This window comes from Erwinia sp. V90_4 (assembly GCF_029967685.1).
Taxonomy (GTDB): domain Bacteria; phylum Pseudomonadota; class Gammaproteobacteria; order Enterobacterales; family Enterobacteriaceae; genus Erwinia; species Erwinia aphidicola.
The window spans coordinates 25,238-43,245 of record NZ_JASCAQ010000064.1; the positions used below are offsets into that span (position 1 = coordinate 25,238).

General features: G+C 56.0%; 18 protein-coding genes and 1 other RNA gene. 4 read left to right on the forward strand and 15 right to left on the reverse strand.

Going from position 1 to position 18,008, the window contains the following annotated elements:
• Window position 1: 1 nt before the first annotated feature.
• From gcvH to QLG07_RS19765, 7 genes are all read right to left on the reverse strand, one after another.
• Window positions 2–388 (reverse strand): glycine cleavage system protein GcvH, encoded by a 387-nt coding sequence (gene gcvH / locus QLG07_RS19735; protein WP_048917220.1) that lies wholly within the window; start codon window positions 386–388, stop codon window positions 2–4.
• A gap of 25 nt (window positions 389–413) precedes the next feature.
• Window positions 414–1,526: a glycine cleavage system aminomethyltransferase GcvT gene (gene gcvT / locus QLG07_RS19740; RefSeq protein ID WP_282470004.1), complete on the reverse strand. Its 1,113-nt coding sequence runs from the start codon at window positions 1,524–1,526 to the stop codon at window positions 414–416.
• A 502-nt stretch (window positions 1,527–2,028) separates the two neighbouring features.
• A complete protein-coding gene (locus QLG07_RS19745; protein WP_282470005.1) occupies window positions 2,029–2,475 on the reverse strand; it encodes a hypothetical protein in 447 nt (148 codons plus the stop codon).
• A gap of 145 nt (window positions 2,476–2,620) precedes the next feature.
• Window positions 2,621–3,823: an FAD-dependent 2-octaprenylphenol hydroxylase gene (gene ubiI, locus QLG07_RS19750; protein WP_048917223.1), complete on the reverse strand. Its 1,203-nt coding sequence runs from the start codon at window positions 3,821–3,823 to the stop codon at window positions 2,621–2,623.
• A 13-nt stretch (window positions 3,824–3,836) separates the two neighbouring features.
• Window positions 3,837–5,015 (reverse strand): 2-octaprenyl-6-methoxyphenyl hydroxylase, encoded by a 1,179-nt coding sequence (ubiH, locus tag QLG07_RS19755; protein ID WP_282470006.1) that lies wholly within the window; start codon window positions 5,013–5,015, stop codon window positions 3,837–3,839.
• Window positions 5,012–6,328, reverse strand: a complete 1,317-nt coding sequence (pepP, locus tag QLG07_RS19760) for a Xaa-Pro aminopeptidase (protein ID WP_282470007.1) — start codon at window positions 6,326–6,328, stop codon at window positions 5,012–5,014. The genes ubiH and pepP overlap by 4 nt, the downstream gene beginning before the upstream one ends.
• 46 nt (window positions 6,329–6,374) lie before the next feature.
• Window positions 6,375–6,953: a YecA family protein gene (locus tag QLG07_RS19765; protein ID WP_282470008.1), complete on the reverse strand. Its 579-nt coding sequence runs from the start codon at window positions 6,951–6,953 to the stop codon at window positions 6,375–6,377.
• Window positions 6,954–7,123: 170 nt separating this feature from the next.
• Here QLG07_RS19765 and zapA point away from each other — a divergent pair, with 170 nt between their 5' ends.
• The 3 genes from zapA (at window position 7,124) to QLG07_RS19780 (ending at window position 8,360) form a co-directional block, all read left to right on the forward strand.
• A complete protein-coding gene (gene zapA / locus QLG07_RS19770) occupies window positions 7,124–7,453 on the forward strand; it encodes a cell division protein ZapA (protein ID WP_048917238.1) in 330 nt (109 codons plus the stop codon).
• 41 nt (window positions 7,454–7,494) lie between these two features.
• A non-coding RNA gene (ssrS, locus tag QLG07_RS19775) (6S RNA) lies at window positions 7,495–7,679 on the forward strand.
• A gap of 93 nt (window positions 7,680–7,772) precedes the next feature.
• Window positions 7,773–8,360 carry a 5-formyltetrahydrofolate cyclo-ligase gene (locus QLG07_RS19780; protein ID WP_282470009.1) on the forward strand — a complete coding sequence of 196 codons (588 nt, stop codon included), beginning with the start codon at window positions 7,773–7,775 and terminating at the stop codon, window positions 8,358–8,360.
• A gap of 64 nt (window positions 8,361–8,424) precedes the next feature.
• Here the strand turns inward: QLG07_RS19780 and serA are convergent, their stop codons facing one another.
• Entirely contained in the window at window positions 8,425–9,663 is a 1,239-nt protein-coding gene (gene serA / locus QLG07_RS19785) for a phosphoglycerate dehydrogenase (protein ID WP_048917228.1), read from the reverse strand.
• Window positions 9,664–9,945: 282 nt separating this feature from the next.
• Complete coding sequence (gene rpiA / locus QLG07_RS19790) at window positions 9,946–10,605, reverse strand: ribose-5-phosphate isomerase RpiA (RefSeq protein ID WP_048917229.1); 660 nt, start codon at window positions 10,603–10,605, stop codon at window positions 9,946–9,948.
• A gap of 204 nt (window positions 10,606–10,809) precedes the next feature.
• On the opposite strand from rpiA, the gene QLG07_RS19795 reads away from it, so the two are divergent.
• Window positions 10,810–11,706 (forward strand): LysR family transcriptional regulator ArgP, encoded by an 897-nt coding sequence (locus tag QLG07_RS19795; protein WP_048917230.1) that lies wholly within the window; start codon window positions 10,810–10,812, stop codon window positions 11,704–11,706.
• Window positions 11,707–11,768: 62 nt separating this feature from the next.
• On the opposite strand, the gene QLG07_RS19800 is transcribed toward QLG07_RS19795, so the two are convergent.
• The 6 genes from QLG07_RS19800 to epd all read right to left on the reverse strand — a co-directional run bounded on the left by QLG07_RS19800 (window position 11,769) and on the right by epd (window position 17,859).
• Window positions 11,769–12,521: an oxidative stress defense protein gene (locus tag QLG07_RS19800; RefSeq protein WP_062818406.1), complete on the reverse strand. Its 753-nt coding sequence runs from the start codon at window positions 12,519–12,521 to the stop codon at window positions 11,769–11,771.
• A 134-nt stretch (window positions 12,522–12,655) separates the two neighbouring features.
• Entirely contained in the window at window positions 12,656–13,276 is a 621-nt protein-coding gene (gene argO / locus QLG07_RS19805) for an arginine exporter ArgO (RefSeq protein ID WP_048917231.1), read from the reverse strand.
• A 133-nt stretch (window positions 13,277–13,409) separates the two neighbouring features.
• Window positions 13,410–14,282, reverse strand: coding sequence for a small-conductance mechanosensitive channel MscS (mscS, locus tag QLG07_RS19810; protein WP_133622817.1), 873 nt, complete (start codon window positions 14,280–14,282; stop codon window positions 13,410–13,412).
• Between the two features lie 180 nt (window positions 14,283–14,462).
• Window positions 14,463–15,542 carry a class II fructose-bisphosphate aldolase gene (gene fbaA, locus QLG07_RS19815; RefSeq protein ID WP_048917233.1) on the reverse strand — a complete coding sequence of 360 codons (1,080 nt, stop codon included), beginning with the start codon at window positions 15,540–15,542 and terminating at the stop codon, window positions 14,463–14,465.
• Between the two features lie 81 nt (window positions 15,543–15,623).
• A complete protein-coding gene (gene pgk, locus QLG07_RS19820) occupies window positions 15,624–16,790 on the reverse strand; it encodes a phosphoglycerate kinase (protein ID WP_099753472.1) in 1,167 nt (388 codons plus the stop codon).
• Between the two features lie 49 nt (window positions 16,791–16,839).
• The gene (gene epd, locus QLG07_RS19825) at window positions 16,840–17,859 is read right to left on the reverse strand and encodes an erythrose-4-phosphate dehydrogenase (protein ID WP_048917235.1); all 1,020 of its coding nucleotides are present in this window, start codon (window positions 17,857–17,859) and stop codon (window positions 16,840–16,842) included.
• Window positions 17,860–18,008 lie beyond the last annotated feature (149 nt).

Genomic DNA, 18,008 nt, shown 5'->3' on the forward strand with positions numbered 1-18,008 from the left:
GTTATTCTGAGATGGCGGCAGCGTAAGCAGCAGCATCAAGCAAGGTTTCGAACTCGGTATCATCGCTGGCTTTGATCTTGAACAGCCAGCCTTCGGTGTAGGGATCGCTGTTCACCAGTTCAGGCTCAGATTCCAGCGCGCTGTTTACCTCAATGATTTCGCCGCTCAGTGGGGCATAGATATCAGACGCGGCTTTCACCGATTCAGCCACAGCGCAATCTTCGCCCTGGCTATAGGTGTTGCCAAGATCCGGCAGGTCAACAAACACCATGTCACCGAGCAGCTCCTGCGCATGCTCGGTGATCCCGACGGTAAAGGTGCCATCGGCCTCTTTGCGCACCCATTCATGGCTGTCACGATATTTCAGTTCGGCTGGTACATTGCTCATCAATATGCTCTCCAAAAGGCAAAAATTATTTCGTCACCGGCTTACCGGCGCGGACAAAAATCGGTTTAGTCACCTGCACCGGCATTTCGCGGTTGCGGATCTGCACAATCGCCTGCTCGCCAATTCCGGCAGGCACGCGCGCAAGGGCAATACTGCATCCCAGCGTTGGGGAAAATGAACCACTGGTGATAATACCTTCATGCTGATTGCCATCGGCATCGCTGAAGCGCACCGGCAGTTCATTACGCAATACGCCTTTTTCGGTCATGATCAGGCCCACCAGCTGGTCGGTACCCTTTTCGCGCTGCTGTTCCAGCGCTTCACGGCCAATGAACTGGCGATCGGCTGGATCCCATGCAATGGTCCAGCCCATATTGGCGGCCAGCGGAGAAACGCCTTCATCCATCTCCTGACCGTACAGGTTCATGCCGGCTTCCAGACGCAGCGTATCGCGCGCGCCAAGGCCGGCAGGCTTGACACCCGCTGCCAGCAATTTCTGCCAGAAATCGGCAACCTGCTCGTTTGGCAGGGCAATCTCGTAGCCGGATTCACCGGTATAACCGGTGGTGGCGATGAAATAGTCACCAGCCTGCATGCCAAAGAACGGCTTCATTCCGCTGACGGCGGCGCGCTGCGCGTCATCAAGCAGCGTCTGGGCTTTCTGCTGGGCATTTGGACCCTGCACGGCCACCAGTGCCAAATCGTCACGCTCGGTCAATTCAACGCCGTAGTCAGCGGCATGCTGACCGATCCACGCCAGATCTTTCTCACGCGTGGCGGAGTTGACCACCAGGCGGAAGAACTCTTCGCTAATAAAGTAAACAATCAGATCGTCAATCACCCCGGCAGAGGCGTTGAGCATCGCGCTGTATAGGGCTTTGCCCGGCAGCGTCAGTTTGGCAACGTCATTGGCCAACAGATAACGCAGAAATTCGCGCGTGCGTGCGCCGTGCAGGTCGACAATCGTCATATGAGAAACGTCAAACATCCCGGCGTCCGTGCGCACTGCATGATGTTCATCCATTTGCGAGCCGTAATGCAGCGGCATCATCCAGCCATGAAAATCCACCATGCGGGCGCCACACGCCTGATGCTGTTCGAAAAGGGGAGTTTGCTGAATCTCGGTTTGCTGAGTCATATCATTCCTGTATCTGATATCCGGTTGCTGACCAGCGCCTCTCACCGCCTTTGCGGGACCGACGCAAACGTTACCTTAGCTCTGAACTTACCACCGAACACGCCAATTAACCATAAGTAAAACGGGGTCGAATCTGTTGCCGTGCCAGAAATGGCCAGGCTGAGTTTCCAGTGTTTTTCACCAAAAAAATGCGTTATAACGCACGAATTCAGTAATTAACCGCCACTCATTCAGTTTAATGGCCAGGATTAAGCACGCACGGGGAAAAAAACCACTCTAGGAAAAAGGCCTATGCATTATTAAAAGTAATGCGAGCACGGGGGTGAAATTAGAATAATTCAAACGATGTGCAAAAAAGGGGCATCCATTGCACCAAAAGTGCAAACAGGGACAAAGAGGGAGGAGGAAGGTAAGAAGATTACTCAGTTACGCTAATAATCGGCATCCCGATACACAGATGCCTATATCAGACGAGAAGAGGGGTGATATGTTAAAACATCAGTCAGCCTTTCAGAACGGCTTCCTTCACGAACCAGGCAAGAACAGCCAGGATTGCCGGGACTAAAAGTGTCCAGGTGATTTTAGCGTTGAGCGCATCAAACCTGTTATTCGTTCTTACCTCTAAAGCGGCTAACTCTTGTATCAACTCTGCGCGAACACTTTGCACCTCGGCGCGGACACTTTGCACCTCGGCGCGGATACTTTGCCCCTCAGCGCGGACACCTTGCACCTCAGCGCGGACACCATGCACCTCGGCGCGGACACTCTCAACATCAGCTTTGGTCGCAAAGCTTTCAGAGCGCGCAGTGAGTATGCCCAGATCGATTTTTATCTGATGGCTATCCTGTTCCAGATGTTCGACGCGTCTGGTCAAATTGTCCATTCCACCTCCATTACCCCCTGTTTGCGAAACACGATAACTGCGCCATTGATGTACATTCTCACTCATTAAGCCATCCTTGCTTTGCCTGAACTTTTCCGAACAAATTTTAACCAGTACGCGAGCGCAATCCTTGCATCTTTAGCTATCAGCCCGTTGGTGAATATGTGCTATTGCGGTGAATCAGGGCCGCAGCCCCGATTTTTTACTGATTTCAGCTCAGCCAGTCAGGCAGATCGTGCAGCCCCATTGCCTGCTTGAGCAGGCGTGGCTTGACGCCGGGAAGCGTGTCCGCCAGCGCCAGGCCAACATCGCGCAGCAGTTTCTTCGCCGGATTATTCCCGTCAAACAGCTCGCGGAAACCCTGCATGCTGGCGAGCATCACCGCCGCGCTATGCTTGCGGCTGCGCTCGTAGCGCCGCAGATAAAGATGCTGGCCAATGTCTTTGCCCTGCTGCTGCAGGCGCTTGACCTGGCCAATCAGCTCAGCGGCATCCATAAAGCCAAGGTTAACCCCCTGTCCGGCCAGGGGATGAATGGTGTGGGCCGCATCGCCTACCAGCGCCAGACGGTGAGCCGCGAAGTTGCGCGCGTAGCGCCCCATCAGCGGGAAGGATTGACGCTCGCTCTCCACTTCACACAGGCCAAGACGCAGGTCGAACGCGACCGACAGCTGCTGGTTGAACACCGCAGCAGGCATCTCTTTCAGGCGCAATGCTTCCTGGGGTGATAATGACCAGACAATTGAGCTCAGATGCGGGTCGCTGAGTGGCAGAAAGGCCAGAATGCCGTCGCCGTGAAACACCTGACGCGCCACCGCGTCATGCGGCTTCTCGGTGCGGATATTAGCAACCAGCGCATGGTGCTGATAGTCCCAGAAAGTTAGCGGGATATCGGCTTTATTACGCAGCCAGGAGTTGGCGCCATCCGCCGCGACCAGCAGACGAGCGGTCATCATGCTGCCATCCTGCAGGGTAACGAACGCTTCGTTGTCACCAAAGGCGACCTGCTGTAACTGCGCCGGGGCAATCAAGGTGATATCACTGAGGCTCTCCGCACGCTGCCATAACGCCTGGTGGATCACCCGGTTTTCGATAATATGCCCGAGGTGCGCCAGCCCCTGCTGCTCATCGTCAAACGCGATATGGCCGAAGCTGTCGCGGTCCCAGACTTCCATGCCATGGTAGGCGCTGGCGCGAGCGGCGAGGATGGTGCTCCAGACGCCAAGATGCTGCAGCAGGCGTTCGCTGGCGGCGTTGATCGCCGAGACGCGCAGCCCAGGGGCCGCATCGGCCTCAACTGCCGTCGGCACTTCGCGCTCCAGCACGGCCACGCGTAGCCCGCTGCCCTGTAAGCCACAGGCCACGGCCAGCCCGACCATACCGCCACCGGCGATGATCACATCATAGGTTTGCATTACTGCTTTCTCCTCAACGCTTAACCCAGCCCAACGTGCGCTCGGCCAGCAAATTACGTAACAGCGGCAGATGATCCATCGCCAGCAGTCCCAGATTGCGCCCAATAACCAGCGGCGTATAGCGGTTTGCAAACAGTCTGACCAGCCCATCGGTAATGCCGATGGTGGCCTGCGCGTCCGGCTGACGGCGCTGCTGATAGTGTTGCAGGGTGGCGAATGCGCCCACGCCCTGCCCGGCGCGCCATGCCGCCGCCAGCGTTTCCGCCAGCGACATCACGTCACGAATACCGAGATTAAAGCCCTGCCCGGCGATGGGGTGCAGAGTCTGTGCCGCATTGCCGACCAGCGCAAGACGATGGCCAACATGCTGTGCAGCGGTTTGCAGCTGCAGTGGATAGCTGTGGCGCTGGCCGACATGAGTGATGCGCCCCAGCCGCCAGCCGAATGCACGCTGCAACTCCGCAATAAAACGCCCGTCGTCCCAGCCGTCCACAGCGGATTTTTGCGCGAGCGGATGGCACCACACCAGCGAACTGCGCCCGTCTGACATCGGCAACAGCGCCAGCGGGCCATGTTCGGTAAAGCGCTCGAACGCCCGCCCCTGATGCGGCAGCTGAGTTGAGACATTGGCAATCACCGCGACCTGTTGATAATCCGCCCGCTGCCAGCTCATGCCACAGGCGGTTGCTACCTGCGAGTGCGAACCATCAGCGGCCACCAGCAGTTCGCCGCCGAGCGTTTCCCCACTGGCGAGCGTGACGCTGACGCTATTCTGGGTACGCGTCACCTGCGACACTTTATCCGGGCAGCGCAGCGTGACCCCTGGCGCCTGCTTCAGGCGGTTGAACAGCCGCTGCCCGACCTCGTGCAGCTCAACCACCTGACCCAGTGCAGAAACGCCGTAGTCGGCCGCGCTGAGTGAAACAAAGCTGGCGTGGCCGCGATCGCTGACGTGAACGTCGGTAATAGCCGTGGCGCAGGAGGCCAGCAGCGGCCACAGATCAATCGCGGCAAGCTGCTGACAGGTACCTTCCGCCAGAGCAATAGCACGCCCGTCGTAGCCAGGATGCGCCCGGCTGGCAGGTTCTGAGGCTTCCACCAGGGTGACCGCCAGCTTTCCCTGAGTCAGATGGGAAATGGCTAACGCCAGCGTGGCCCCCGTCATCCCGCCGCCTGCGATAATTATGCTCATGAACGCTTCGCTGCCGCCATTAGTGCTTCAATCTCATCCGCATCTTTCACCACCGTGTCGGTCAGGTTTTCATTGCCATCTGCGGTGATAATAATGTCATCTTCAATTCGGATACCAATACCGCGATACTCAACGGGTACGTCCGCGTCCGGGGCGATATACAGCCCCGGTTCAATGGTCAACACCATGCCCGCTTCAAGAATGCGGTCGCGGTCCACGCCGTAGTGACCGACATCGTGCACATCCAGACCCAGCCAGTGGCTCAGACCATGCATAAAGAACTGGCGATGGGCATTTTCTGCGATCAGGGTATCGACATCGCCCTGCATCACGCCCAGCTCCACCAGGCCGCTCACCATAATCTTCACCACTTCCGCCGTCACTTCACGGATGCTGGTGCCGGGGCGATACAGTTCCAGCGCCTTATTCAGCGAGGCCAGCACAATATCGTAAATGGCGCGCTGCGGTGCGCTGAATTTGCCGCCAACCGGGAAAGTGCGGGTGATATCGCCGGCATAGCCTTTGAGCTCGCAGCCCGCGTCGATCAGCACCAGCTGGCCGTCGTGCATCTGGCTCTCGTTTTCGGTGTAGTGCAGAATGCAGCCGTTCTCCCCGGCACCAACGATGGTGTTGTAAGAGGGGTAGCGGGCGCCGTGGCGGTTGAATTCATGATGAATCTCCCCCTCCAGCTGATATTCATACATTCCCGGACGCGATTTCTGCATGGCGCGGGTATGAGCCAGCGCGCTAATGCGGCCCGCTTCACGCAGCACCGCCTGCTCTTCCGCGGACTTAATCAGGCGCATCTCATGCACCCACGGGCGCCAGTCGGTCAGCGTGGCCGGAGCGGAGAGATTCTGGCGCGAGCCACGGCGCAGGGTATCCAGCGCGCTGAACACGATGCTGTCGGCCCCGGCGTACTGGCCCTGCGCGTGGTACACCACGTCCAGCCCGTTAAGGAGCTGGTGCAGCTGCTCGCCGATATCGTCCCACGGCAGCGCACGATCCACCGCCAGAACCGCAGGCGCAGCATCCTGCCCCAAACGGCGGCCAAACCAGATTTCAGCCGTAAGATCGCGCACGCGGTTAAACAGCACGCTGTGATTATGATTCTCATCGCTTTTGATCAGCACCAGCACCGCTTCCGGTTCATTAAACCCGGTGAAGTACCAGAAATCGCTGTTCTGCCGGTAGGGATACTCACTGTCGTTGCTGCGAGTTGCTTCCGGGGCGGCAAAAATCAATGCCGCACTGGCCGGGGCCATTTTTGCTAACAGCGCCTGGCGGCGGCGCAAAAACTCTTGCTGGGTCATACGATCTCCTGAATGCTGTTCCATTAAACCGCTGAGTAGCGACAGTTTAGTGCAGCGTTGGCTTTTTCATTACCACATTGGTAGGCACTGCACGGGTGAAGGTGTCGTGGCACAGCAGGGCCGCTACGCGCACGTATTCGATCACCTCTTCCAGCGACTGCTCCAGCTCTTCTTCATCTTCGTCTTCGTCATAGCCCAGCTGGGCAATGGTACGCAGATCGTCGATGGCTTCTCCCGTCTCCCCTTTCACTTTGTCGAGCTTCGGCTGCGTGACGCCAAGGCCGAGCAGGAAGTGATTCACCCAGCCCGCCAGCGCATCGGCGCGGTCAAACACAGTGATATCATCGTCCTCAGGCAGGTAAAGCTGGAACAGGAAGCCTTCATCTTCCAGCGAGTTGCCCGTCGCTTCGTGCAGCTGCTGCAAAGGCAGCGACAGCGTCTGTGAAAACGCCATGCCCTCGTTAGTCAGGTCGTGGACCAGCGATTGCCAGCTGCTGTCCTGGTTGCCGCCACAGATCAATCCGCTGATCAGGCCGTGCATTTCGGCAGGGGTCATTCCGACTCCCTGCTGCGTCAGTACTGAGGCCAGCTGGTCATAGCCCGGCATTGTGTTAGTTAGTGACATACGTTTTGGCCGTCGTTGGCGAGTTTAGTTCGTGATATGCTACCACCAGGTGCCTCAACGATTCCAGAAAGGGGTTGTTTCTTCTATTAGGGGTAGTTATAGTGGCGCCCCTCCCAAGCCATTGAGTGGTAAGGGTGATTGCGGGCGCAGTAATCAGTCAGGAAGGTGGCATGTCTGCACAACCGGTAGATATTCAAATTTTTGGCCGTTCATTACGAGTAAATTGTCCGCCGGAACAGCAAGATGCGCTGAACCTGGCCGCCGAGGACCTCAATCAACGGTTGCAAGACTTAAAAGTTCGCACTAGAGTCACAAATACTGAGCAGCTGGTTTTCATCGCCGCACTCAATATTTGCCATGAACTGGCGCAGGAAAAAGTCAAAACTCGTGACTATGCGTCCAACATGGAGCAGCGTATTCGCATGCTGCAGCAGACCATTGAACAGGCATTGCTTGAGCAGGGTCGCATAACTGAACGTACTGGTTCTAAGTTCGAATAACACTTCAACGTTAGCTATGATAGAGTGACGGTGAAGTAAAAAATTCTCTGAGATGTTTGCAAGCGGGCCCGTCCCCTGAGCCGATAATTAATACCAAACAGAGTGTGACGCTCTGTAACCTGTGCGCAAGCTCGGTCCGTCCGAGAAGCCTGATGGTTACGACGGCATACTCACCTTGAACCATGGGTTCAAGGGTTACAGCCTGCGGCGGCATCTCGGAGATCCCCATTTTTTAAGATCTCCCCTTCTTTCTGGCATTTACACTCCCAGCCTTACCCGGCAATCTGAAAACACCATCCGCATATGGAGTTGCCAGAAAATGAGCCTCAATCTTCTCGACCGTCAGGATATCCGCACCCACGTCCGCCACCTGCGGCGCGAACTCAGTGATGAGCAGCAGCAGCTTGCCGCCGTGCAGGTCGCCGAACACGCGCTCAATTTTGCCCCGCTGCAGCAGGCAAAAAACATTGCGCTGTTTCTGTCGGTAGATGGTGAACTCAATACCCGTCCGTTAATCGCCAAGCTCTGGCAGCGCAAACAGCAGGTCTATCTGCCCGTGTTGCATCCGTTTTCTGCGGGCCAGCTGCTTTTCCTGCGCTATGACGAGCATACCGAGTTGAAGATTAACCGCCTGCGCATCCCGGAGCCGCCGCTGGATATCCGTCGTCTGCTGCCGTTAAGCGAGCTGGATGTACTGATAGTGCCGCTGGTGGCGTTTGATGCCGAAGGGCAACGTCTGGGAATGGGTGGCGGATTTTACGACCGCACCTTGCAGAACTGGCAGCAGCATGGCTTTCTGCCCGTGGGGCTGGCGCATGACTGTCAGCAGGTCGAGAAGCTGCCAGTGGCGAAGTGGGATATCCCGTTACCGGCGCTGATTACGCCGTCGAAGATCTGGCAGTGGTGATTGATTGCGGCGGTGTCAAACACCGCCCGGGGCCGATCGAAAAGAAGATCGGCCCCTATAGCATTTAGTAAAGCAGACGGGCGCGAATGGTACCCGGTATCGCTTTCATCAGCTGCAGCGCTTTGTCGGCTTCATCCTGCGACGCATCAACATCAATGACCACATAACCCATCTGCGGTGTGGTCTGCAGATACTGGGCTGAGATGTTGATGCCCTGATCGGCGAAAATCAGGTTGATAGCCGTCAGCACGCCTGGACGGTTTTCATGAATGTGCATCAGACGGCTGGCATTAGCACCGTGCATTGGCAGCGAGGCTTCCGGGAAGTTAACCGCTGACAGCGTTGAGCCGTTATCAGAGTATTTCGCCAGTTTGCCCGCCACTTCAATACCGATATTTTCCTGCGCTTCCTGAGTTGAACCCCCAATGTGTGGGGTCAGGATCACGTTATCAAACTCGCACAGCGGTGACAGGAAGGGATCGCTGTTGGTCGCTGGCTCTTCCGGGAACACGTCAATCGCCGCGCCGGCCAGATGCTTGCTCGCCAGCACTTCGCACAGCGCAGGGATATCGACCACGGTGCCGCGTGAAGCGTTAATCAGCAGCGCACCTGGCTTCATCAGCGCCAGCTCTTCCGCTCCCATCATATTCTGCGTCGACGGCGTTTCCGGCACGTGCAGGCTTACCACGTCGCTCATATTCAGCAGGTCGGAGAGATGCTGCACCTGGGTCGCATTGCCCAGTGGCAGTTTGCTTTCGATATCGTAGAAGAAGACGTGCATACCAAGGCTTTCCGCCAGCACGCCCAGCTGCATACCGATATGGCCATAGCCAATGATACCGAGTTTTTTACCGCGCGCTTCAAACGAACCTACCGCCAGCTTGTGCCAGACGCCACGGTGCGCTTTGGCATTAGCCGCAGGCACGCCGCGCAGCATCAGCAGCAGTTCGCCGATAACCAGTTCAGCTACGGATCGGGTGTTGGAGAAAGGTGCGTTAAACACCGGAATACCGCGGATAGCAGCGGCATGCAGATCAACCTGGTTGGTCCCGATGCAGAAGCAACCGACGGCAACCAGCTTTTCCGCCGCCGCGAAGATCTCTTCGGTGAGGTTGGTGCGCGAGCGAATCCCGATGAAGTGTGCATCGCGGATGGACTCTTTCAGCGCTTCGCTGTCCAGTGCGCCTTTATGAAATTCAATGTTGGTGTAACCAGCAGAGCGCAGGTTATCGATGGCGCTTTGATGCACGCCTTCCACCAGCAGGAATTTAATCTTGTCTTTCTCCAGTGATACTTTTGCCATTTCCCGACCCTATTTAGCAGACTTCAATGATGGCTGATATAAGCCAGCCTTCTGTCAAAATAACAAAATTTACGCCTGCGGCAATACAAACGATTGCCTGACGCTCAGCACGGCGATGCTCTGAGCCAGAACAAAGCGATAGAAAATCATGGTGCAATGCGCACGACCAGGAGGATAGTGCGGCAGGCAGGCACAATGTGACATAAGTCACCAAATTTAGCCTGCAAAAGAAAAGATGTTTTTTGGCAAAAAATATCTGGCGCCGCGTGGGCGCCGGACAGATCATTTTTTGATGGTCTTCACGCCATCCGGCGTACCAATCAGCGCCACGTCAGCACAGCGCGCGGCAAACAGCCCTACGGTGACCACGCCTGGCAGCGCATTGATCGCGGCTTCCAGCTTAATCGGTTCCATAATCTTAAGATTATGCACGTCGAGAATAATGTTGCCGTTATCGGTCACCACGTTCTGACGATACTCCGGCAGCCCGCCGAGCTTAACCAGTTCCCGCGCCACATAGGCACGCGCCATTGGGATCACCTCAACCGGCAGCGGAAAATTGCCCAGCACATCAACCTGTTTGGAGGCATCCGCAATGCAGATGAAGCGATCGGCCACCGCAGCGATAATCTTCTCGCGCGTCAGCGCCGCGCCGCCGCCTTTTATCATCTCCATCTGGCGGTTGATCTCATCGGCACCGTCAACATACACCGCCAGCTGGTCGACTTCGTTAAGGTCAAAAACGGGAATGCCGTACTCTTTCAGCTTCGCGGTGGAAGCTTCAGAGCTGGAAACAGCCCCTTCGATCTGATGCTTAATCGAGGCCAGCGCATCAATAAAGTGTGCGGCGGTCGAGCCAGTGCCCACACCAACAATCGTGCCCGGCGTGACGTAATCAAGCGCTGCCCAGCCAACGGCTTTTTTCAGTTCATCCTGCGTCATGGTATGTTTAAAACCTGTGCTGCATTGTGTGCGCGTAGTATAAAGCAAGGCTGCAAAAAAAAACCGCTATGCGCGGCATTTGATTGGCAGGATTGGAACACAGCCCACAAAGTGGTTGATTCATAAAGTGAGGTTAGCACGGCGCAAAATGCGTAAAATATGGCATAGTGCAACTTCCACACCTGAAAGAGAGTAGAACGACTGATGAAACGCCCGGATTATCGAACGCTTCAGGCGCTGGATGCAGTGATTCGCGAGCGCGGCTTTGAACGTGCAGCACAAAAGCTCTGTATTACCCAGTCTGCGGTTTCCCAGCGCATTAAGCAGCTGGAGAATATGTTCGGACAGCCGCTGCTGGTGCGCACCGTACCACCGCGTCCGACAGAACAGGGGCAAAAACTGCTGGCGCTGCTGCACCAGGTCGAGCTGCTGGAAGAGGAGTGGCTGGGCGATGATAACGGCGGCACCACTCCCCTGCTGCTGTCGCTGGCGGTCAACGCCGACAGCCTGGCAACCTGGCTGTTACCGGCGCTGAAAACCGTACTGACGGATTCGCCGGTGCGTTTGAACATTCAGGTGGAAGATGAGACGCGCACGCAGGAACGCCTGCGTCGCGGTGAAGTGGTCGGCGCAATCAGTATTCAGCCGCAGCCGTTACCGAGCTGTCTGGTCGATCAGCTGGGCGCGCTGGACTACCTGTTCGTCGGCTCAAAAGAGTTTGCCGCCCGCTACTTCCCAAATGGCGTCACGCGCTCCGCGCTGCTGAAAGCCCCGGCGGTCGCCTTCGACCATCTGGACGATATGCATCAGGCATTTTTACAGCAGAACTTTGACCTGTCGCCGGGCAGCGTACCGTGCCATATCGTTAACTCGTCGGAAGCCTTTGTGCAGCTGGCGCGTCAGGGAACGACCTGCTGTATGATCCCACACCTGCAAATTGAGCGTGAACTGGCGGAAGGTGAACTGATTGATTTGACCCCGGGGCTGTTGCAGCGCCGCATGCTCTACTGGCATCGCTTCGCGCCGGAAAGCCGGCTGATGCGTAAAGTGACCGATGCGCTGCTGGCGCACGGCCATCGCGTACTGCGCCAGGATACGTAGCAACCGGTGCTGCGGGTCGACCGGAAAAGAAGGTCGACCCTACAGAAATTCCGAACGGGGAATTACGGGTTATTGCGCTGCAGTTCAAACACCACATCAACCTGGTCGTCGAAGTGAATGCTCTGCTGCTCGTAAGTCTGCGCGGCAGACGTCATCGGGGCGGCATCTGCGGTTTTATACATGCGCGCCATCGGCATGGGTTGATAGTTCGCCACGTGATAACGGATGCTGTAAACCGGGCCAAGCTTGGTGTTAAAGCCCTGCGCCAGTTCCCCTGCCTGCCTGGTGGCATCCTCGATCGCGGCTTTACGCGCTTTCGCTTTATACTCTTCAGGATTGGCCACGCCCAGCTCCACTGAACGGATCTCATTCAGGCCCGTCTTCAGCGCGCCATCCAGCAGATCGTTAAGCTTATCGAGCTTGCGCAGCGTTACCTGCACCTGGCGCACCGCACGGTAGCCTTTCAGCACCGATTTGCCATCTTTGGTGTAGTCATATTCAGGTTGGGTCCGCAGGTTGGCGGCGTTGATATCTTTCTTCTCAATACCGTTCTTATCGAGGAAGTCGAAATACTGCTGGACGCGGCTGTCCGCCTGTTTCTTCGCTTCGCCCGCATCCTTCGCGGAAACATTCACTTCGATAGCCAGCGTGGCGATATCCGGGGTGGCATCGACGCTGGACTGCCCGGACGTCACCACGTGCGGGCCATTAGGTAACTCGTCTGCCTGCGCAGCTAATGGCAGCGTTCCCAATCCAATCATTGCGGCCAGGGCCAGTTTAGTCAGCTTCACTGCTTCCTCCATGGGGTATTTCATCGGCTTCGTATGAGCAGCTGCCGCAGAAAAGCGCTGCGGCAGCGAATTGTTCCGTCTCAGAGCAACGGTTCAGCATATTTTAGTGCGTGATAACAGCTCACGCTATGACATCAATTCCTGGAGTGAAGTTCCCGTCAGAGCAAAGAGAGTGCCTGCAGTGCCAGTTTGAGGGCGATGGCCCACATAACCAGCCCGACCAGCAGGTTGATGATGCGCTGGGCTCGGCTGGTGTTGAGCAACGGCGACAGCCAGGAGGCCAGCAGGGCAAGACCGAAGAACCACACCACCGAGGCACTGGCGGAGCCGAGCGCAAACCAGCGGCGCGCTTCTTCAGGCAGCTGTCCGCCCAGGCTGCCAAGCACCACAAAGGTATCAATGTAGACATGCGGATTGAGCCAGGTGACTGCCATCATTGTCGCCACGATGCGCCAGCGACCCTGCTTTAACGCTTTAGCCGACGCGAGATCAACATCGCCGCTAAACGCGGTGCGCAGGGCACCAAAGCCATACCACAGCAGGAAGGCCACACCGCCCCAGGTCACCAGATTAAGCATCAGCGGTGACTGGTTGAGCAATGCGCTACCGCCAAAAATCCCACCGCAAATCAGCACGATATCGCTCAGCGTGCAGAGTGCCGCCGTCATCAGATGGTACTGACGTCGCACACCCTGGTTCATCACGAAAGCATTTTGCGGACCGAGCGGTAAAATCAGCGCCGCGCCCATGGCAACACCTTGAAGGAAAACAGATAACACAGGAAAGCCCTCACCGGATAACGATGGCGGCAAGTGTATAGCGCGGGAATTATTAGTGGAAATGGAAAAAATTAATGGTTAATAAGAGAATCTAATAACGGGTCAGCCCTGTTACAGGCTGACCCGGAAAGCATTACTCCGCTTTTGCCGTTTCAGCTTCAGGCGCTTTGACCTGATGCAGGTGCACGTCCATCTGCGGATAAGGAATACCGATCCCTTTAGCATCCAGCGCGCGCTTGAAGTTCTTCATCAGATCCCAGTACACGTTCTGCAGATCGCCCGCTTTGCTCCAGCAGCGGATCACCACGTTTACGGAAGAGGCCGCCAGCTCGTTCAGGCCGATCTGCACGCCGCGCTCCTGCAGTACGCGTGGCTCCGCATCAACCACTTCACGCAGCAGGGTCAGCACTTGATCAATATCGGCATCGTAGGCCACGCCAATGATGAATTCGTTACGGCGCTCCGGCTCGCGCGAGAAGTTAACGATGTTACCGGCGATAATTTTGCCGTTAGGCACCACCACGATTTTGCCGTCGGCAGTTTTCAGGGTAGTGGAGAAGATCTGCACGTTCTGCACAGTGCCCATTACGCCAATATCGATAAACTCACCCGTGCGGAACGGACGGAAGGTGACCAGCAAGACTCCGGCCGCCAGGTTTGAGAGCGAGCCCTGCAGTGCAAGGCCGATAGCCAGGCCGGCAGCACCCAGAACGGCAATTACCGAAGCAGTCTGCACACCCACGCGGCCCAGCGCGGCAATCAGGGTGAAGGCAATGATTCCGTAGCGCACCAGAGCCGATAGGAAGTCAGCCACCGTGGCATCGATATGGCGCGCACGCATCACTTTGTTAATCGCGTTGGAGATAATGCGTGCGACGATCATCCCGACGATGATGATTGCCAGGGCAGCCACGATATTGACTGCATAGCTCAGCAGCAGCGCCTGATTGCGCACCAGCCAGCCCCCGGCACTGTTAATACCACCAACTACATTTAAATCGTCCATAAACTGATCCCGTTATTGCCCAAAAGGGCGTTCAAAACTCTGCCAGCAAGCGGCAGCCGATGCCGTTAAGGGTATGCAAAAAATTGCAGTTTTGCCAAACAAGTCACGAAATCACCTGAACATTCCGAATTGATTGCATAAAAAAAGGCCCCTCAGGGCCTTTTTTGAGCAGAAGCTGAATTACAGTACGTCGACCGCGTTCAGTTCTTTAAATGCCTGCTCCAGGCGAACAATCATTGAAGACTGGGAAGCACGCAGCCATACGCGTGGATCGTAGTACTTCTTGTTCGGCTTATCAGCGCCTTCCGGGTTGCCCAGCTGCGCCTGCAGATAACCTTCGTTCTTTTTGTAGTATTGCAGGATGCCGTCCCAGGTTGCCCACTGGGTATCGGTATCAATGTTCATTTTGATCACGCCGTAACCGATAGACTCTTCGATTTCAGCCGCAGATGAACCGGAACCGCCGTGGAATACGAAGTCCAGGGAGTTCACTGGCAGACCGTGTTTTTCGCTGACGTATTTCTGAGAATCACGCAGGATGGTCGGGGTCAGTTTCACGTTGCCTGGCTTGTACACGCCGTGCACGTTACCGAATGAAGCAGCGATAGTGAAACGTGGGCTGATGGCGTTCAGCTTGGTGTAAGCGTAATCAACGTCTTCTGGCTGGGTGTACAGCGCGGAAGCGTCCATGTGGCTGTTGTCCACGCCATCTTCTTCACCACCGGTGCAGCCCAGTTCAATTTCCAGGGTCATGTCGATTTTCGCCATGCGCGCCAGATACTTGCTGCAGATCTCGATGTTTTCTTCCAGCGACTCTTCAGACAGGTCGATCATGTGAGAAGAGAACAGTGGCTTACCGGTTTTGGCGAAGTGAGCTTCACCCGCTTCCAGCAGGCCGTCGATCCACGGCAGCAGTTTCTTCGCGCAGTGGTCGGTGTGCAGGATAACCGGCACGCCGTAGTGTTCAGCCATCAGATGCACGTGGTGTGCGCCAGAGATTGCGCCAAAGATAGCAGCAGCCTGTGGCTTATCTGATTTCAGGCCTTTACCGGCGATGAAGCCAGCGCCACCGTTGGAGAACTGAATGATGACCGGTGCTTTTACTTTCGCAGCGGTTTCCAGAACGGCGTTGATGGAGTCAGTACCCACGCAGTTAACTGCTGGCAGGGCGAACTTGTTCTCTTTCGCCACTTTGAAGATCTTCTGAACGTCGTCACCGGTGACAACGCCTGGTTTTACGAAATCAAAAATTTTAGACATGTTAGCTTGTCCTGTTTCTTCGGTCGTATTAAAGGATTCAGATCTCACGCGGGGCCTCAAACACCCCGCACTGAGGATTAATTAGTTCTGCTTCGCACGCTCTTCCAGCATGGCAACCGCAGGCAGAGTTTTGCCTTCCACGAACTCGAGGAATGCACCGCCACCGGTAGAGATATAGGAGATTTTATCTTCAATACCAAACAGGTCGATGGCCGCCAGCGTATCACCGCCGCCAGCGATGGAGAATGCGTCACTGTCTGCAATCGCTTTAGCAACGATTTCAGTGCCTTTACGGAAGTTAGGGAATTCGAACACGCCAACCGGGCCGTTCCACAGAATAGTTTTAGCTTCTTTCAACAGTTTAGCCATTGCTTCTGCGGTTTCATCACCGAAGTCCATGATCTCTTCATTGTCCTGAACTTCAGACACTTTCTTCACGGTAGACGGTGCAGTTTCAGAGAATTCCGTGCCGACGCGAGAGTCGGTAGGAACCGGGATCTTGAACTCATCGCGCAGTTTTTTCGCCGCTTCAACGAAATCTGGCTCGTACAGTGATTTACCGACGTTGTTGTCGATGGCCACGAAGGTGTTAGCAATACCACCGCCAACAATCACGGTGTCAGCAATCTTCACCAGCGAGTTCAGTACGTCAAACTTAGTGGAGACTTTTGAACCGCCAACCACTGCCACCATTGGGCGCGCAGGCGTTTTCAGGGCTTTACCCAGCGCTTCCAGCTCGTTCGCCAGCAGCGGGCCAGCACAGGCGATTGGGGCAAATTTACCCACGCCGTGCGTTGAAGCCTGTGCGCGGTGCGCGGTGCCGAAGGCGTCCATCACGTAGACGTCGCACAGGGCCGCGTATTTTTTAGAGAGCGCTTCGTCGTCTTTCTTTTCGCCCTTGTTAAAACGAACGTTTTCCAGGACCACCAGCTTGCCGGCTTCCAGCTCAACGCCGTCGAGGTACTCTTTCGCCAGGGAGACGTTTTCCGCGCCTAGCTTATCTTTCAGGTAGTTCACTACCGGCAGCAGTGAGAACTCTTCGTTGTATTCACCTTCGGTCGGGCGACCAAGGTGGGAGGTTACCATCACTTTTGCGCCCTGCTTCAGGGCCGCTTCGATGGTCGGCAATGAAGCACGAATTCGTGCATCAGACGTCACTTTCCCTTCTTTCACCGGCACGTTTAAATCGGAACGAATTAGTACGCGTTTACCAGCAAGATCCAGATCGGTCATCTTAATTACAGACATGGTGAATCCTCTCGTTTAACTCTTAAGTTTTACAGGCGCAAACCGCGCCCTACCTGAAACCGCTTGCGGCCATCGCTAACGTGGTATCAATCATCCTGTTAGCAAAGCCCCATTCGTTGTCGCACCAGACTAAAGTCTTAATCAGGTGCTGACCGCTGACCCGCGTCTGCGTGCCGTCCACTATGGCACTGTGCGGATCGTGGTTAAAATCTATCGAGACTAACGGTAATTCCGTATAGTCAACTATACCACTAAATGCCCCTTCTGACGCACTTTGCAGCAGGGCGTTGACCTCACATGCCTTTACCGCATCACGCACGCTGACGCTCAGGTCAATGGCCGTCACGTTGATGGTCGGCACGCGCACCGCGATCGCTTCGAAGCGGTCGTTAAATTTCGGAAAAATACGCGTTATGCCGGCGGCCAGTCGGGTGTCGACCGGAATAATCGACTGGCTGGCAGCGCGGGTGCGCCGTAAATCCGGGTGATAAGCATCAATCACCTGCTGGTCATGCATCGCCGAATGAATCGTGGTGACGGTGCCGGACTCAATACCCCAGGCATCATCCAGCAGCTTGATAATCGGAATGATACAGTTGGTCGTACAGGAAGCATTTGACACCAGCAAGTGCTCCGGCAGCAGCTCTTTCTCATTCACGCCGTAAACCACGGTGGCATCCAGATCGTGCCCGCCAGGGTGTGAGAACAACACCTTTTTTGCCCCGGAGTGCAGATGCGCTTCACCATCGGCACGGCTGCCATAAACTCCGGTACAGTCGAGCACGACATCGACATTCAGCTCGCGCCACGGCAGGTGCGCGAGCTCTGCCACATGCAGCAGGCGGATGGTGTCATCCCCTACCGTCAGCAGGTCACGTTCCTGGCGCACGTCCCAGGCGAATCGCCCGTGGCTGGTATCGTATTTCAGCAAATGTGCCATGCCCGCGGCGTCCGCCAGCTCATTGATGGCGACGACCGTAATTTCAGCACGTCGCCCGGTCTCGTACAGCGCGCGTAAAACATTGCGCCCAATGCGACCAAACCCGTTTATGGCAATGCGAACCGTCATATTACTCCTGCGCCAGAATTCACCGTAAAATCGGACAATTAGCCTGAGCCAGCCGTGGCGATTTGTACAGCAGATTCTTATCGAACGGTCGGCGGAAATAACAGGGACCACTGACAACTGAAACGCTTCAGCCAGAATAATAGAAGTCA